The sequence below is a fragment of the Streptomyces sp. NPDC007264 genome, from assembly GCF_042869095.1.
Classification (GTDB): Bacteria; Actinomycetota; Actinomycetes; order Streptomycetales; family Streptomycetaceae; genus Streptomyces.
The window spans coordinates 45,453-61,286 of the sequence record NZ_JBIAFD010000001.1 but is presented as its reverse complement, the minus strand read 5'-3'; the positions used below and the strand labels follow the sequence as shown (position 1 = coordinate 61,286).

Annotated in this window: 15 protein-coding genes and 1 tRNA gene; 7 read left to right on the top strand and 9 right to left on the bottom strand. The window is 72.3% G+C overall.

Annotated elements, in window-relative coordinates:
• The first annotated feature begins 154 nt into the window (after nt 1-154).
• From ACFYMU_RS00320 to ACFYMU_RS00295, 6 genes are all read left to right on the top strand, one after another.
• Nucleotides 155-1,117, top strand: coding sequence for an ABC transporter ATP-binding protein (locus ACFYMU_RS00320; protein WP_388366933.1), 963 nt, complete (start codon nt 155-157; stop codon nt 1,115-1,117).
• Entirely contained in the window at nt 1,107-2,015 is a 909-nt protein-coding gene (locus ACFYMU_RS00315; protein ID WP_388366124.1) for an ABC transporter permease, read from the top strand. Before ACFYMU_RS00320 ends, ACFYMU_RS00315 begins: the two co-directional genes overlap by 11 nt.
• Entirely contained in the window at nt 2,012-2,923 is a 912-nt protein-coding gene (locus ACFYMU_RS00310) for an ABC transporter ATP-binding protein (protein ID WP_388366121.1), read from the top strand. The genes ACFYMU_RS00315 and ACFYMU_RS00310 overlap by 4 nt, the downstream gene beginning before the upstream one ends.
• A gap of 10 nt (nt 2,924-2,933) precedes the next feature.
• Nucleotides 2,934-3,653 (top strand): ABC transporter permease, encoded by a 720-nt coding sequence (locus ACFYMU_RS00305; protein WP_388366931.1) that lies wholly within the window; start codon nt 2,934-2,936, stop codon nt 3,651-3,653.
• A gap of 242 nt (nt 3,654-3,895) precedes the next feature.
• On the top strand, nt 3,896-4,135 hold the full coding sequence (locus ACFYMU_RS00300; RefSeq protein WP_388366119.1) for a hypothetical protein: 240 nt from the start codon (nt 3,896-3,898) through the stop codon (nt 4,133-4,135).
• Between the two features lie 273 nt (nt 4,136-4,408).
• Nucleotides 4,409-4,496, top strand: a tRNA-Ser gene (locus ACFYMU_RS00295).
• A 216-nt stretch (nt 4,497-4,712) separates the two neighbouring features.
• Here ACFYMU_RS00295 and ACFYMU_RS00290 read toward each other — a convergent pair.
• The 9 genes from ACFYMU_RS00290 to ACFYMU_RS00250 all read right to left on the bottom strand — a co-directional run bounded on the left by ACFYMU_RS00290 (nt 4,713) and on the right by ACFYMU_RS00250 (nt 14,940).
• Nucleotides 4,713-5,528 carry an HAD family hydrolase gene (locus ACFYMU_RS00290; protein ID WP_388366117.1) on the bottom strand — a complete coding sequence of 272 codons (816 nt, stop codon included), beginning with the start codon at nt 5,526-5,528 and terminating at the stop codon, nt 4,713-4,715.
• Complete coding sequence (gene serS / locus ACFYMU_RS00285; RefSeq protein ID WP_388366114.1) at nt 5,525-6,802, bottom strand: serine--tRNA ligase; 1,278 nt, start codon at nt 6,800-6,802, stop codon at nt 5,525-5,527. The genes ACFYMU_RS00290 and serS overlap by 4 nt, the downstream gene beginning before the upstream one ends.
• A gap of 536 nt (nt 6,803-7,338) precedes the next feature.
• Complete coding sequence (gene pheA, locus ACFYMU_RS00280) at nt 7,339-8,271, bottom strand: prephenate dehydratase (RefSeq protein WP_388366112.1); 933 nt, start codon at nt 8,269-8,271, stop codon at nt 7,339-7,341.
• Between the two features lie 248 nt (nt 8,272-8,519).
• Nucleotides 8,520-9,884, bottom strand: a complete 1,365-nt coding sequence (efeB, locus tag ACFYMU_RS00275) for an iron uptake transporter deferrochelatase/peroxidase subunit (RefSeq protein WP_388366109.1) — start codon at nt 9,882-9,884, stop codon at nt 8,520-8,522.
• A gap of 8 nt (nt 9,885-9,892) precedes the next feature.
• Complete coding sequence (locus ACFYMU_RS00270) at nt 9,893-11,959, bottom strand: copper resistance CopC/CopD family protein (RefSeq protein WP_388366929.1); 2,067 nt, start codon at nt 11,957-11,959, stop codon at nt 9,893-9,895.
• 97 nt (nt 11,960-12,056) lie between these two features.
• Nucleotides 12,057-12,527 carry a copper chaperone PCu(A)C gene (locus ACFYMU_RS00265; protein ID WP_388366106.1) on the bottom strand — a complete coding sequence of 157 codons (471 nt, stop codon included), beginning with the start codon at nt 12,525-12,527 and terminating at the stop codon, nt 12,057-12,059.
• Nucleotides 12,524-13,195 (bottom strand): SCO family protein, encoded by a 672-nt coding sequence (locus tag ACFYMU_RS00260; RefSeq protein ID WP_388366104.1) that lies wholly within the window; start codon nt 13,193-13,195, stop codon nt 12,524-12,526. Before ACFYMU_RS00260 ends, ACFYMU_RS00265 begins: the two co-directional genes overlap by 4 nt.
• A gap of 26 nt (nt 13,196-13,221) precedes the next feature.
• A complete protein-coding gene (locus ACFYMU_RS00255) occupies nt 13,222-13,977 on the bottom strand; it encodes a YcnI family protein (RefSeq protein WP_388366102.1) in 756 nt (251 codons plus the stop codon).
• Between the two features lie 144 nt (nt 13,978-14,121).
• A complete protein-coding gene (locus ACFYMU_RS00250; protein ID WP_388366100.1) occupies nt 14,122-14,940 on the bottom strand; it encodes a hypothetical protein in 819 nt (272 codons plus the stop codon).
• Nucleotides 14,941-15,182: 242 nt separating this feature from the next.
• Between ACFYMU_RS00250 and ACFYMU_RS00245 the strand changes: the two genes are divergently transcribed.
• The gene (locus tag ACFYMU_RS00245) at nt 15,183-15,635 is read left to right on the top strand and encodes an ATP-binding protein (RefSeq protein WP_388366097.1); all 453 of its coding nucleotides are present in this window, start codon (nt 15,183-15,185) and stop codon (nt 15,633-15,635) included.
• The last annotated feature ends 199 nt before the right edge of the window (nt 15,636-15,834 follow it).

Below are 15,834 nucleotides of genomic sequence, written 5' to 3'. Positions count from 1 at the left end.
TGTGGCGTCGCGGGACGACCCGGCCCGCGAGGTCACCTGGTTGTTCGACTTCAGGGGGACCCCTACGGGCCTGTACGACTGGAGTCTGAGGCGCAGACAGCTCTGCGGTCTGACGACGGCGGTGGGCCGCGTCACTACCGTCGTCGACGTGACTGTGATCGCGACCGAAAGCCTGAGCAAGCGGTTCCCGAGGGTGACCGCTCTTGACCGGCTCTCCGTGGACGTCGGACCCGGTGTGACGGGGCTCGTCGGCGCCAACGGAGCCGGAAAATCCACACTGATCAAGATCCTGCTGGGTCTGTCCCCCGCCAGCGAGGGCCGTGCCGAGGTGCTCGGACTCGATGTCGCCACCGAGGGCGGCGCCATCCGCGAGCGCGTCGGGTACATGCCGGAGCACGACTGCCTGCCGCCCGACGTGTCCGCCACCGAGTTCGTCGTGCACATGGCCCGCATGTCCGGCCTGCCCGCGGTGGCCGCACGCGAGCGCACCGCGGACACCCTGCGCCACGTCGGCCTGTACGAGGAGCGCTACCGCCCCATCGGCGGCTACTCGACCGGCATGAAACAGCGGGTGAAGCTCGCGCAGGCGCTGGTCCACGACCCGCAGCTGGTGTTCCTCGACGAGCCGACCAACGGCCTCGACCCGGTCGGCCGCGACGAGATGCTCGGCCTGATCCGCCGCATCCACACCGACTTCGGCATCTCGGTCCTGGTCACCTCCCATCTGCTGGGAGAGCTGGAGCGCACCTGCGACCACGTCGTCATCATCGACGGCGGCAAGCTCCTGCGCTCCAGCTCCACCAGGGACTTCACCCAGACCACCGCGACCCTCGCGATCGAGGTCACCGACACCGACGAGCACCCGGACGGCACCCGCGCGGTGCGCGAGGCCCTGAACGCGCGCGGGGTGACCACGCACGACGGCAGCGGGCTGCCCGGCGCCGGGCACATCCTGCTGCTGACGGCGGAGGGCGAGCAGACGTACGACCTCGTCCGGGACGTCGTCGCCGACCTGGGTCTCGGCCTGGTCCGCATGGAACAGCGCCGGCACCACATCGCGGAGGTCTTCAAGGACAGTGACGAGCAGCGGAAGGAGGCGGTCGGCCATGGCGGTTGAGCAGCCCACGGCCCGTGCGGCCGAGCAGACCCGGATCCACGACATCGGCTACCGCTCGTACGACGGCCCGCGCCTGGGCCGGGCCTACGCCCGCCGTTCCCTGTACTCGCAGTCCCTGCGCGGCGCCTACGGACTCGGCCGCTCGGCGAAGTCCAAGGTGCTGCCGATGCTGCTGTTCGTGGTGATGTGCGCGCCGGCGCTCATCATGGTCGCGGTCGCGGTCGCCACCAAGGCGAAGGACCTGCCGGTCGAGTACACCCGCTACGCGATCATCATGCAGGCCGTCATCGGACTCTACGTCGCCTCCCAGGCGCCCCAGTCGGTCTCCCGCGATCTGCGGTTCAAGACGGTGCCGCTGTACTTCTCGCGCCCCATCGAGACCGCCGACTACGTGCGCGCCAAGTACGCGGCCCTGGCCTCGGCGATGTTCATGCTGACGGGCGCGCCGCTGCTCGTCCTCTACGTGGGCGCGCTGCTCGCCAAGCTCGACTTCTCCCACCAGACGAAGGGATTCGCCGAGGCGCTGGTCTCCGTGGCGTTGCTCTCCCTGCTGTTCTCCGGGATCAGCCTGGTCATCGCCGCGGCCACGCCCCGCCGCGGCTTCGGCATCGCGGCCGTCATCGCCGTCCTCACCATCTCCTACGGCGCCGTCTCCACCATCCAGGCCATCGCCTACGTGCACTCCGGCGATTCCGCCGCCACCATCTGGACGGGCCTGTTCTCGCCCGTCACGCTCATCGACGGCGTGCAGACCGCCTTCCTCGACGCGACCTCCTCCTTCCCCGGAGGGGAAGGACCTTCGGCCGCCCAGGGAGTCGTCTTCCTCCTCGTCGTCCTGGGGCTCATCGCGGGCTGCTACGGCCTGCTGATCCGCCGCTACCGAAAGGCCGGACTGTGAGCACGCTATCCATCGACCATGTCTCGCGCTGGTTCGGCAACGTGGTGGCGGTCAACGACGTCACGATGACCATCGGCCCCGGCGTCACCGGTCTGCTGGGCCCGAACGGCGCCGGAAAGTCCACCCTCATCAACATGATGGGCGGCTTCCTCGCCCCGTCCACCGGCTCCGTCACCCTCGACGGCCAACCGGTGTGGCGCAACGAGCAGATCTACCGGCAGATCGGCATCGTCCCCGAGCGTGAGGCGATGTACGACTTCCTGACGGGGCGCGAATTCGTCGTCGCCAACGCGGAGCTGCACGGGCTGGGCGCGAAGGCCGCCCAACACGCCCTTGCCACCGTCGAGATGGAGTACGCCCAGGACCGCAGGATCGCCACGTACTCCAAGGGCATGCGCCAGCGCGTGAAGATGGCGTCCGCCCTGGTGCACGACCCGTCCCTGCTGCTGCTCGACGAGCCGTTCAACGGCATGGACCCGCGCCAGCGCATGCAGCTCATGGACCTGCTGCGACGCATGGGCGCGGAGGGCCGCACCGTGCTGTTCTCGTCCCACATTCTCGAAGAGGTCGAGCAGCTGGCGGCGCACATCGAGGTGATCGTCGCGGGACGGCACGCGGCGAGCGGCGACTTCCGGAAGATCCGCCGCCTGATGACCGACCGGCCGCACCGCTACCTGGTGCGCTCCAGCGACGACCGTGTCCTCGCGGCCGCGCTGATCGCCGACCCGTCGACGTCCGGCATCGAAGTGGACCTCGCCGAGGGCGCCCTGCGCATCCAGGCGGTCGACTTCGGCCGCTTCACCGCCCTGCTGCCGAAGGTGGCGCGCGAGCACGGCGTCCGGCTGCTCACGGTGTCGCCGTCCGACGAGTCGCTCGAGTCCGTCTTCTCGTATCTGGTCGCGGCGTAGGAGGCCCATGATGTATGACCCCACAGTCGCCCGGCTCACCTACCGGGGCCTGCTCGGCCGCCGCCGTGCCCTCATCCTCGGCGCGCTGCCCGTCCTGCTGATCGTGATCTCCGCGGTCGTCCGCTCGCTGACCGGCGCCGACGACCAGGTCGCCCATGACGTCCTCGGCGGATTCGCGCTCGCCACGATGGTGCCCATCATCGGCGTGATCGCCGGCACCGGCGCGATCGGGCCCGAGATCGACGACGGCTCCGTGATCTATCTGCTGGCCAAGCCCGTGAAGCGGCCCACGATCATCTTCACGAAGCTGATCGTCGCCATCGCGGTGACCATGGCGTTCTCGGCGCTGCCGACGCTCGTCGCGGGCCTGATCCTCAACGGCAACGGCCAGCAGATCGCCGTCGCCTACACGGTGGCGGCCCTGGTCGCCTCCATCGCGTACGCCGCGCTGTTCCTGCTGCTCGGCACGGTGAGCAGGCACGCCGTGGTCTTCGGCCTGGTCTACGCGCTCGTCTGGGAGGCGCTGTTCGGCTCGCTGGTCTCCGGGGCGCGCACCCTCAGCGTCCAGCAGTGGGCGCTCGCCGTGGCCCACAAGGTGTCCGACAGCTCTCTGGTCACCTCCGACGTGAAGCTGCCCACGGCGACGGCGCTGCTGATCGCGGTGACCGTGGGTGCCACCTGGTACGCGGGGCAGAAGCTGCGGACGCTGACCCTGGCGGGCGAGGAGTGACCGTCTCCCGGACCGTCCCCTAGGGACGCCCTGGGCACCGGCGGGACAAGTGCGCGGGCGCGGCCGGAAAAGGGGTCGCGCCCGCGCAGGCAGGGCGACCGGCGGCGCGCGGGGGGACAGGGACGACGCGCGCACGGACACGGACGCGTTCGACGCGCCCCTTACGACGGCTTTCTTGACAGCGGCTTCATCCGCGCCCGGGCACAGTGGGCACAAGGGATGCGCGGCGGAATGGAACGGGGATGGCAGCGCAGACACCGCGGGGCGGGGAGCCGGACGAGGAGGGGGAGGTCTGGGACGGCCTCGTGTTCGACGAGGACTTCATACGGTCCGCATCGGCCGCGGAGCCCTCCGCGCGCGCCCGGATGCTGGCGGCGCGCTGGCGCGACCGGGCGCCCGACCCCCAGCCGTGGCGGTCCGACGAGCCGCCCGCCGGCTGGTTCTTCAGCAAGGCGCGCCGCCGCAGGTGGCGCCGCAGGTAGCGGTCCCGTGCCCGTCGGCCGGGCGCTTTTTAATCGGTGGCGCCCGCCTCGGCGGACCGGCAGAGTGGTGGTGTCCACGACGCCGGACCAAGCCCGGCGCCACACACGGGGAGCGGAGTCCGGCGATGTCCAGTGACAGTACGTCGCACTCCCGACAGGGCAGCCCGCGGCAGGTCCCGGAGTAGTTTCCCCTCCGTGGAGCCCGCCCCGCCCGGGAGCTGCCCGGGGCGGCCGCTTCGAGCGCGCGATTCCCTTCGCGCGGGCCGCCCACCCGGAGGATTGGCCGAGTGGTAAGGCACCGGTCTGCTAAGCCGTGGTCGGGCCTGGAAAGCCCGCGCGCGTTCGATTCGCGCATCCTCCGCACGACTGAGTGTTCCGACACCAGACCCGACACCCGCCGCCTGACGGCTGCCGCCGGACACCCGGCAGCCGATACCCGACACCCGGCAGCCGATACCCGACACCCGGCAGCCGATACCCGACACCCGGCAGCCGATACCCGACACCCGGCAGCCGATACCCGACACCCGGCGTCCGATGGCCGGCGCCGGACGCCCCACGTCCGGCGCCGAACCGCTCAGCCCAGCAGCCTCTCCAGGACGACGGCGATGCCGTCCTCGTCGTTGGAGAGGGTCACCTCGTCCGCGACCGCACCCAGGTCCTCGTGCGCGTTGGCCATGGCCACGCCGTACGCGGCCCACGCGAGCATCGGGATGTCGTTGGGCATGTCCCCGAAGGCGATCGTGTCCGCGGCCTTCACCCCCAGGCGGCGGGCCGCCAGCGACAGACCCGTCGCCTTGGTCAGGCCGAGGGGGAGGAGCTCCACGATGCCCTCGCCCGCCATCGTCACCCCGACCAGGCCGCCGGCCGCCTGCTGCGCCGCCTCGGCCAGTTCGTCGTCGCCCAGCGTCGGGTGCTGGAGGTAGACCTTGTTCAGCGGGGCGGACCACAGCTCCGCGGCGTCCTGGATCGGTTCGTACGGAAGCGGTCCGCCGACCCGGTAGCCGGGGCCGGCCAGGACCTCCCCGTCCAGCCCGTCCCGGCTCGCCGCCAGCAGCAGCGGGCCCACCTCGGCCTCGATCTTCGCCAGGGCGAGCGCGGCGATCTGCCGGTCCAGCGTCAGCGACGTCAGCAGCCGGTGCTCCCCCGCGTCGTACACCTGGGCTCCCTGGCCGCACACGGCGAGGCCCCGGTAGCCGAGGTCGTCGAGGACCGGGCGGGTCCAGGCCACCGCACGTCCGGTGACCACGATGTGCGCGACGCCCGCCGCGGCGGCCGCGGCGAGCGCCCCACGCGTGCGCTGCGACACCGTCCCGTCGGAGCGCAGGAGCGTCCCGTCGAGATCGGTGGCTATCAGCTTGTAGGGAGAACCGGAGGGTTCGGCCGTGCTCACTCGGCCACGGGCTCCAGCAGCTCCCGGCCGCCCAGGTACGGGCGCAGGACCTCGGGCACCCGCACGGAGCCGTCCGCCAGCTGGTGGTTCTCCAGGATGGCCACGATGGTGCGCGGTACCGCGCAGAGCGTGCCGTTCAGCGTCGCCAGCGGCTGCACCTTCTTGCCGTTCCGCATGCGGACCGACAGCCGGCGGGCCTGGAAGCCGTCGCAGTTGGACGCCGAGGTCAGCTCACGGTACTTGCCCTGGGTGGGGATCCACGCCTCGCAGTCGAACTTCCGCGACGCCGACGCGCCCAGGTCGCCCGTCGCCACGTCGATGACCTGGAACGGCAGCTCCAGCGAGGTCAGCCACTGCTTCTCCCAGTCCAGGAGCCGCCGGTGCTCGTTCTCGGCGTCCTCGGGGGACACGAACGAGAACATCTCGACCTTGTCGAACTGGTGTACGCGGAAGATGCCCCGCGTGTCCTTGCCGTACGTCCCGGCCTCGCGGCGGAAGCACGGCGAGAAGCCGGCGTAGCGCAGCGGCAGCCGCTCCGCGTCGATGATCTCGTCCATGTGGTACGCGGCGAGCGGGACCTCGGAGGTGCCGACCAGGTAGAAGTCGTCCTTCTCCAGGTGGTAGACGTTCTCGGCGGCCTGGCCGAGGAAGCCCGTGCCCTCCATGGCGCGCGGGCGGACCAGAGCCGGCGTCAGCATCGGGGTGAGCCCGGCCTCCACGGCCTGCGCCATCGCCGCGTTGACGAGTGCCAGCTCCAGCAGGGCGCCGACGCCCGTCAGGTAGTAGAAGCGCGAGCCGGAGACCTTCGCACCGCGCTCGACGTCGATCGCGCCGAGCGCCTCGCCGAGCTCCAGGTGGTCCTTCGGCTCGAAGCCCTCGGCGCCGAAGTCACGGATCGTGCCGTGGGTCTCCAGGACGGCGAAGTCCTCCTCGCCGCCGACCGGGACGTCCGGGTGGACCACGTTGCCCAGTTGGAGCAGGAGCCGCTTGGTCTCCTCCTCGGCCTCGTGCTGCTCGGCGTCGGCCGCCTTGACGTCGGCGGCGAGCCGGCCGGCCTTCTCCAGCAGCCCGGTCTTCTCCTCGCCGGCGGCCTTGGGGATCAGCTTGCCGAGCGCCTTCTGCTCGGAGCGGAGTTCGTCGAAGCGGACGCCGGACGACCTGCGCCGCTCGTCGGCGGAGAGGAGGGCGTCGACGAGCGCGACGTCCTCACCACGGGCGCGCTGGGAGGCACGAACACGGTCGGGGTCCTCACGGAGCAGGCGAAGGTCAATCACCCCTCAAGGCTACCGGTGCGGGGTTCCGGCCCACGACTCCGTATTTCGATCAGTGAGGCATGTCCGGCTATGCGGCAATTACTCTGTGTGTCAAGGAAAAGGGGCGATGCACCCCGTAAGGGGGCGATGGGCGTGTGCCTCGTTGACCCGACTTCCCAGTGCGGAACGGGATTTGGTCTGCGCTTGTCCACAGGCATCCACAGTCGACCCAAGGTTATCCACAGGCTGTGCGGAAGATCTGTGGACTTCCGAGTTGATCAATCCGAATGCCGCACGAGAGGCGCGGAATTCCCGCTCCAAACCCCTACTACATGCACTTTCGGGTGGAAAAGGGTCGCCCTGAAGTGTTGGTCGAAAGAAACGAGTGGACAACTGTGGCGGACGGGGCGGTGGACGGGTGGAGGACTCTTAGGGGGATTTGTCGACCGCACCGTGCCGTGTTGTCGACTTGTCCCCAGATCGAGAAGCCCACCTGTGGATAACTTCTGTGGACAGCGAAAATCTGCAGGTAGGACCGACGCCCTGACGCCGGCAGTCTAGAACCGGCCGTCCTGGCAGCGCGCCACCCAGTCCGCGGCCGACACGAACTCGTCGTCCGACGTACCGGGCCGCAGGGCCCGCGCGTCACCCGGCCGGATGTCCGCACGCGGGTACGAGCCGAGGAAGCGCACCTGCAGACAGATCCGCTTGAGCCCCATCAGCGCCTCGGCGACCCGGCGGTCGGAGATGTGCCCCTCGGCGTCGATGCAGAAGCAGTAGTTCCCGATGCCCGCCCCGGTCGGGCGCGACTGCAGCAGCATCAGGTTGATCCCCCGCACCGCGAACTCGCCCAGCAGGTCGCGCAGCGCACCGGGGTGGTCGTCGCGCTGCCACAGGACGACGGAGGTCTTGTCCGCGCCGGTCGGAGCGGCCGGCCGGGCGGGCCTGCCGACCAGTACGAACCGCGTCTGCGCGTTCTCCGCGTCGTGGATCCCGGTCTCCAGCGCCTCAAGACCGTAGCGCGCGGCGGCGAACTCGCCCGCGAACGCCGCGTCGTAACGGCCCTCCTGCACCAGCCGCGCGCCGTCCGCGTTGGACGCGGCCGACTCCCAGACCGCGTCCGGAAGGTTGTCCTTCAGCCAGTTGCGCACCTGCGGCTGCGCGGCGGGGTGCGCGGTGACCGTCTTGACCTCCGAGAGCTTCGTGCCGGGCCGGACCAGCAGCGCGAAGGTGATCGAGAGAAGCACCTCGCGGTAGATCATCAGCGGCTCGCCCGCGACGAGCTCGTCGAGGGTCGTCGTGATGCCGCCCTCCACCGAGTTCTCGATCGGTACGAACGCGGCCTCGGCCTCGCCGCTGCGAACGGCGTCGAGCGCGGCCGGAACCGACACCATCGGGACGAGCTCCCGGGTGGCGGCCTCCGGCAGCGTGCGGAGGGCGACCTCGGTGAAGGTGCCCTCGGGACCGAGATACGCATAACTGGCTGGCATGACTTCACCCTAATAGGCGCGGCGGACCTCGGCTCACGCCCGTGGACGGCCGCGGCCCGCCCGGGCACGCGTCCCGCCCCGGCCCCTGGACGGCCGCGGCCCCTCCGGGCCGCCCGATCCGCCAGCCCGCCAGCCCGGCCGCCCGATCCGCCAGCCCGCCCGCCCGGTCCGCCAGCCCGCCCGCCCGGTCCGCCCGTCCGTCCGCCCGGTCCGTCCGTCCGCCCTGCCGGTCCGGCCCCGTCCGCCGCTCACCCCTCCAGCAGTCGCTGCCCCACGTACTCCCCCTTCGCCGCGCCGCCCGGAGCCGCGAACAGACCGCTCGCCTCGTGGCGGATGAACCGCGACAGCGCGTCCCCCCGGTCGAGCTTGCGCTGCACGGGGACGAAGCCGCGCAGCGGGTCCGCCTGCCAGCAGACGAACAGCAGGCCCGCGTCAGGGGTCCCGTCCGCGTCGAAGCCGTCGTGGAAGGAGAACGGGCGGCGGAGCATGGCCGCGCCCCCGTTCTGGTCGGGCCGGCTGATGCGGGCGTGCGCGGTGAGGGGCACGACCGGCTTGCCGTCGGCGCCGGTCCTCTCCAGGTCCATCGCGGTCGTCTCGGCGCCGCCGCCGAGCGGTGCCCCGTCGGACTTGCGGCGCCCGATGACCTCCTCCTGGGCACGGAGCGGGAGCTTGTCCCAGTCGTCGAGGAGCATGCGGATGCGGCGCACCACGGCGTACGAGCCGTTCGCCATCCAGGCCGGGCCGCCGGAGGCGGGGACGAAGATGCGCCGGTCGAAGTCGGGGTCGGCCGGCTTCGGATTGCGCGTGCCGTCGATCTGGCCCATCAGGTTGCGGGCCGTCATGGGGTGCGCGGTCGCGCCGGGGGAGCGGTTGAAGCCGTTCATCTGCCAGCGCAGCCGTGCCGCGCCGCCGGCGTCCTTCTGGACGGCGCGCAGGGCGTGGAAGGCGACGAGCGCGTCGTCGGCGCCGATCTGCACCCACAGGTCGCCGTTGCTGCGGCGGGGGTCGAGGCGGTCGGAGGAGAAGTCGGGCAGCGGGTCCAGGGCGGACGGGCGCTGCTTCTCCAGCCCGGTGCGGGAGAAGAAGCTGTTCCCGAAGCCGAAGGTGATCGTCAGGGACGACGGGCCGGCGTCACGGGCGATGCCGGTGTCGTCGTGCGCGGCGGTCTCGCCCGCCATCAGCCGCTCGGCCGTGGCCGACCAGCGGCGCAGCAGCGCGGCGGCCTCCTTGCGGCCCGCGCCCGCCGCGAGGTCGAAGGCGACGAGATGGCCGCGGGCCTGGAGGGCATCGGTGATGCCCGGCTGGTGCGTCCCGCGGAACGCCACCCGTTCCGCGCCGAGCGACGTCAGCGGGACGGTCTTCTCGGAGGGCGCCGCGGCGTGTCCCGCGACCGCGCCCGCGGTACCCAGCACGAGCCCGGTGGCGCCGGCGGTCCCGAGGAGCCGCCGCCGTGAGATCGCCCCCGAGGGGGAGGAGGTGCCGGCGCCCGTCTCTTCGGGGGCGCCGTTCCCGCGAGCGCCCTCCTCGGGGGAGCGCTCCTCGATGGGACGGCCCTGGTGGGTCCGGGGACGGTCGTCCCGGGAGGACACGGGGGGCGTGGACTGGTCAGCCATGGTGAGGTTCAGCCGATCTGCGCGTTCTTGTTGACGGTCACTTGGTCGATGTCGGACGTCCGCACGGTCACCGCGATCTTCCAGTCGCCCGCCATGGGGATCTGTACGCCGCTCGCCGACCAGTGGCCGGTGGCGACGCGGTCGGGCACCACGGGCAGCGGGCCGATGCCCTTCGCCTCGAGCGTGAAGGCGACCTTCACCTCGGGGACGTCGAAGGCCCTGCCGTTCGGCCGCACCACGTAGAGGTGCATCAGGTTCCCGCCGGCGCGGGCCGGGTCCAGGGTGAGCGCCACGGTGCCCCTGCCGTCCTGGCCGCCCGTGTCGAAGGGGAACTTCAGCGTCAGGGAGCCGGATGAGGGCTGCGACGTGGCGGCGGTGGCCGCCCGGGCCGCCTCCTCCGTGCGCCCCGGCTCGGTGCTGGTGAGCGCGGCGGTGACGGCGAGCAGCACGATCGCGACGCCCGCCTCGGCGAGCACGGAGCGGCGCAGCCCGGAACGGACGGGGTCGGCGTCCCGGATCCGCCGGGCCCGCGCCTCGGCCACCGCGGCCTGCTGACGGGCCAGCTGGGCGGCGCGTGCGGAGCGCCCGGACGTGCCGGGGGCCCCGCTCCCGGAGCCGCGGTCCCTGCCGGAGGCCCCGGGCCCCCCGCTCTTCGCGGACACACCGCTCCCGGCCGGGGACTTGGCGGCCACCGCCGACCGCTTCTTCTCCGCCGCGCGCTGCCGTTCCGCCGTACGCCACGCCGCCACCGCGGACGCCGACGCCTCCGTCAGTCGTACCGTCCAGCGCCGGGAGACCCAGGCGAGGCCGACGAGCACGGCGACCAGGCCGACCTTCGCGATCAACAGCTGTCCGTACGTCGTCCCGGTCAGCGCCGACCACGAGCCGAGCTGCCGCCATGCCTGGTAGACGCCGGTCGAGACCAGGGTCACGACGCTTGCGAACGCCACGCGGGAGAAGCGCCGTACGGCCGCCCTCTCGATCGACGGGGCCCGGTACAGCGAGACGAGCAGGGCCGCGAGGCCGCCCAGCCAGGCGGCGACCGCGAGCAGGTGGAGGACGTCGACCGGCATCGCGAGGCCGGCCTGGATGCCGGTCGAGGCGTGCTCGGCCATCGCCCAGGTCGCCGCGAGCCCCGCCGCCACGACGGTTCCGCCGATGGCCAGCCCGAAGGTGAGGTCCCGCCTCTCGGCGGCGAGGTCGGCGGCGTCCTCCTCGAGCGCACCGCCACGGGGCGTGCCCTTCGCGGCGCCGGACCCGCCGGCCCTGCCGCGGCCGCCGCCGGTCGCCTCCTGGGCGTCCGCGTCCCGTTTCACGTACGCCCCGAAGAGCACCGCGACGAACAGCGCCCCCGCGGCCAGGAGCAGCAGCCGGGAGACGAGCGCCGCGCCCGACTTGGTCTGCAGCACCTGCCCCATCAGGGACAGGTCGAAGACATCGGCGATCTTCCCCGAGGTGGTGTACGAGCCGCGCAGGAGCAGCAGCGCGAGCGTCGCCGAAGTGAGCGCCAGCCACCCGGAGACCACGAGCCGCTGCACCGCCCGCACCCCGGCGCCCCGCTGCCAGCAGGCGAGCACGAAGGCCGCGCCGCCGGCCAGGACGATGAATCCCGCGTAGGAGACGTACCGCCCGAACCCGTAGAGCCAGCCGACCACCCCGCCGCCCGCGGTGGGGCCGGAGACGGTGACCGTGGTCGCGGACGGGGCGCCGACGGAGAAGGTGAAGGCGCCGGAGACCGGGTGGCTGTCCGCGGACACCACCTGGTAGGTCACGGTGTAGGTGCCGCGGGGCAGCCCCGCGTGCACCTTCACGCCGTACATCGCGCCGCTCTGGTTGAACGCCCTGCCGGTGTCGACGCGCTGCCCCCTGGGGTCGAGGACGCGCAGCGAGTCGTCGGAGAGCGCCACCGTCTCGGAGAAGGTGAGCGTGACCTGGGCGGGTGCCTTGTCGACCACCGTTCCCTGCGCGGGGTCGCTGCCGATCAGCGCGGCGTGCGCGGAGGCGGGCGCGGCCCCGCCGAACAGCGCGCCCACGACGGCGAGCAGCAGCGCCAGCAGCCCGCGGACCGCCCGGATCCGGGCCGTGGGCCCGGCTGCCGTACGGGCCCTCCCCCGGACGTGCTCCGGGACGCGCCCGCCGGGAGCGATGGCCTGTGTCACGGTGATGCCTCCCTCAGTGCCCGGTCATCGGGTGGTACGTCGCCGGTTTCACCGGCATGTCGACCGTCACCGTTCCGGACTCGGCGAAGTGCAGCTGCACCGACACCTTCTCGCCCTGCCTCGGCCGGTGGCCGAGGTTTGCGAACATCAGGTGGTTGCCGCCGCTGTCGAGGACGAGGCTGCCGTCCGCGGGCACGGCGAACGACTTCTCCTCCCGCATCGTGCCGCCCTCGGAGGAGTGCAGCGTGATGTCGTCGGTCAGGTCGCTGGTGACCGACGTGAGGGTGTCGGCACCGCCCGAGTTGGTGACGGTGAAGTAGCCGGCCGCCATGTCGCCGGTGACGGGCTGGGGCATGTAGGCGCCGGTGACCTTCAACTCGGGCCTGGCCGAGGAGGAGAAGCCGGAGGCGTCCGAGCCGCCGCAGCCCGTGAGTATCAGTCCGGCCGTCATCATCACGGCGGGCAGGCAGAGACGGCGGGTCACGGGTTCTCCCCCTTGATGATCTTGGGAAGGTCCCTGGTGTAGTCGTCGACGGTGGCGTCCTGGCTGTACAGCACATAGCCCGCGTCGGTCTTCGGCGAGAACGCGATGACCTGGGTGCCGTGGGTGGACACGACCGTGCCGTCCTTGTCCTTGGTCGGCGGCTCGACGCTGATGCCGAGGGAACGGGCGCCGGCCTGGATGGTGGCGAAGTCACCGGTCAGGCCCACGGCCTGGGGGTCGATGCCCTTCAGCCACGTGCCGAGCGCGGACGGGGTGTCGCGGTCCGGGTCGGTGGTGACGAACACGATCCGCAGCGAGTCCTTCTGTGCCTGGCTCAGCTGCTTGTTCGCCGCCAGCTGCTTCTTGGCGACGGCGATGTTGTTCATCGTCAGCGGGCAGACGTCCGGGCAGTGGGTGTAGCCGAAGTAGACGAGCGTCGGCCTGCCCTTGGTCTCCGCGCGGAGGTCGTACTTCGTGCCGTGGGTGTCGGTGAGGACGAGGTCCGGCTTCTCGAACGGCTGGTCGAGCACGGTCGCGGCCTTGTCCGCGCCCTTCTCCGCGGAGACCTGGACGACGGGCTTGTCGCCGCCGTCTCCGGATCCGCAGGCGGAGAGGGTGAGCGCGACGGCGGCGAGGAGGCCGGCGGCGGCGAGATTCTTCTTGCGCATGGAAGGGGTCCCGAAGGTAGGGGGTCTCAGGAGTCGGTGGTACGTCGGCGGCCGGCCAGAACGGCGTACGCCACGCCCGCCGCGCCCACGGCGATGCCCACCATGCCCAGGACGCGGGCGGTGGTGTCACCGCCGCCGGAGGCCGCGGACCGGGTGTCCCCGGCGGCCGACGTGGCGGAGGCGTCCTCGGCCGTGGCGCCGCCGTGGCCGGAGGCCGCGGCGGTCAGCTCCAGCACCGGGGCGGGGTTCTCGGGCTCTTCCCCGCCCTCCTGCTGCGGCTCGATCCAGCGGACGACCTCCTTGTTCGAGTAGGTCTGCACCGCCTTGAAGACGAGTCGGCCGGTGTCCTCCGGGAGCGGTCCGATCGAGAGCGGGAACTTCTGGAAGTAGCCGGGCTCGATGCCCTTGCCGGTCGCGGTCCAGGTGACCTTGGTGACGGCCTCGTCGATCGTCAGGCCGTGCAGCGTGACCGGCTTGTCCAGCTTCGACCTGGTGAGCCGCACGCTCCAGCCCTCGACGGGCTGAGGCATCACCGAGGCGAGCGGGTGGTCGGCCGGGAAGCTGACGTCCAGCCGGACGGTCGAGGCGTTGTCGCGCTCGTTGGGGACCTTGAAGCCGACCGTCGCATACCCGCCCTTGGCGGCTTCGCCGTCCGGTTGCACGTCGATGTGCGCGGACGCGGGTGCGGACAGGACGAGGACGGCCGACGCCGCGGCGGCACCGGCGACGGCGAGGCGCGCGATGCGGGACGGCGCCTTGGGGAAAGCCGGGATGGCCTTCATGAGAGCACTCCACTCCGGGAGAGAGTCGGTCGAGGAAGAGGGGCGCGTGCGCAGGGGCGACCACGGCCGTGGCACCTCGCGGGCACGCGCGCGTGCCGCACGACGGCATCCCCTCCGCACGGACGAGTGGAGTGGAGCGTCGCGTCAGGCAGCGAGCACGTGGAGGGGCGGGCAGGGCGGCCCGCGCCGGATCACCGAATGCTGGAGCGCGGACGCGGGCGGCCTCGGCGGTACGAGGAAGGCGATGCGGGGGGCGCGCGGCCCGGTCCCGGACGCGCCGGGGAGCCCGGCCAGCAGGGCGCGCGCGAGCGAGGACGCCGCGCGCAGGGACCGTACGAGCGCCCCCTCCGCGAGCTCCTGCGCCGACAGCCGCAGAAGCCGCAGGAGCGCGATGTCACCGCGACGCAGCACCCAGCCCGCGGCCACGGCCGCGAGGACGTGACCGAGCAGCATGGGCACGGACGGCAGTACCGACCCGGGACCGGCCATCGTCGCCAGGGCGTCCGCGGGGTGGTGCACGGAGGATGCGTCCATGCCCGTGTCGAGGCGCGCGTCGGCGAGGATCTTCTGGGCCCGCGCGGGGGAGAGCACCGCCGCGCCGGTGCCGCACAGGAGGCGCGCGGCCCGTTCCACGAGTGCGGCGTCGGCCGCCGGCATCGGGTGCCCGCTCGTCGGCACGGCACCCGGGTGCTGCCCGAGCTCGAACAGCGTGTGCAGCACGGTCTGGCCGACCGCGAGGAACGCGACGATGCCCGGCAGGGTGCGCTCCCGCCCGGCCGCCCCGGCGGCGACGGCGAACACGGCGAGGAAACCGGCGCCCAGCGTCCACGGCGGAACCGTGGCGCAGGAGGCGAGCCCGTGCCCCGCCGCGGCCAGCGCGACGCAGACCGCGGCGAACACCGCGGCCCGCAGGAACCGGAGATCGTATCCGGTGCGCGCCGTGCGCGGGAGGGGGGCACTCATGGCGGCCTCATCATCGCACTGGCCCCGCGAGCCGTGTACGGCAGGTCCGCAAGGCGACATACATGCGGTAATCGGAGAGGCGGACCGGAAGATCACGTTCGAGTGCGAGCGGCCTCCGCATTACACCCCTCACGGCCGTGGCACATCCGCCGGATGGGCGGGATCTCGTGGATCGCGCGCATGCCCTCGCCGTGCGTGGCTATACGTAACGGTATGTCGAGCCGCGGCCAGGAGGCTGGAGCATGAGCATCTGGTGGTCACTCCATCTGCGGCGCGAAGCTGCGAGCGTGCCGCTCGCCCGACGGCTCCTGATGGGCACGATGGAGACCGCGGGCGTCGACCCGGACATCTCGTACGACCTTTCCGTCGCGCTCAGCGAGGCGTGCGCCAATGCGGTCGAGCACGGAGGCGGCGGTCACGGCGGTACGTCCGAGGCGTACCGGGTCACGGCCTACCTCGACGGCGAGAAGTGCCGCATCGAAGTCACCGACGCGGGCCCTGGTTTCCCGTCCGGCAGATCCCGTCCCACGCTGCGCCCGGCCCGCTTCGACGCCGAGCACGGCCGTGGCCTGTGTCTCATCCAGGAACTCGCCGACCATGTCCACATCGGCAACAAGCCGGGGCGGGGCGGTGCGGTGGTGAGCTTCGACAAGATCCTGAAGTGGCGGAAGGACGCACCCCCGGTGGCGGTGTAGCCGAACGGCGAGTGGCCGGCCGCGAGCCGGCGGACGGGCCGCGTGCCCGGGGCCATGCGCCGGCGGACGGGGCATGCGCCGGAGGGCCGGGCTGCGCCGGAGGGCCGGGCTGCGCCGGAGGGGCGGGCATGCGCCGGAGGGCCGGGCTGCGCCGGAGGGCCGGGCATGCGCCGGAGGACCGGGCTGCGCCGGAGGACCG

What these genes read in the sequence shown, in the direction of transcription:
- ACFYMU_RS00315 (WP_388366124.1), top strand. Translation starts at nt 1,107, where the DNA reads ATGGCGGTTGAGCAGCCCACGGCCCGTGCGGCCGAGCAGACCCGGATC.
- ACFYMU_RS00305 (WP_388366931.1), top strand. Translation starts at nt 2,934, where the DNA reads ATGTATGACCCCACAGTCGCCCGGCTCACCTACCGGGGCCTGCTCGGC.
- ACFYMU_RS00300 (WP_388366119.1), top strand. Translation starts at nt 3,896, where the DNA reads ATGGCAGCGCAGACACCGCGGGGCGGGGAGCCGGACGAGGAGGGGGAG.
- pheA (WP_388366112.1), bottom strand. Translation starts at nt 8,271, where the DNA reads ATGCCAGCCAGTTATGCGTATCTCGGTCCCGAGGGCACCTTCACCGAG.
- efeB (WP_388366109.1), bottom strand. Translation starts at nt 9,884, where the DNA reads ATGGCTGACCAGTCCACGCCCCCCGTGTCCTCCCGGGACGACCGTCCC.
- ACFYMU_RS00260 (WP_388366104.1), bottom strand. Translation starts at nt 13,195, where the DNA reads ATGCGCAAGAAGAATCTCGCCGCCGCCGGCCTCCTCGCCGCCGTCGCG.
- ACFYMU_RS00255 (WP_388366102.1), bottom strand. Translation starts at nt 13,977, where the DNA reads ATGAAGGCCATCCCGGCTTTCCCCAAGGCGCCGTCCCGCATCGCGCGC.
- ACFYMU_RS00250 (WP_388366100.1), bottom strand. Translation starts at nt 14,940, where the DNA reads ATGAGTGCCCCCCTCCCGCGCACGGCGCGCACCGGATACGATCTCCGG.
- ACFYMU_RS00245 (WP_388366097.1), top strand. Translation starts at nt 15,183, where the DNA reads ATGAGCATCTGGTGGTCACTCCATCTGCGGCGCGAAGCTGCGAGCGTG.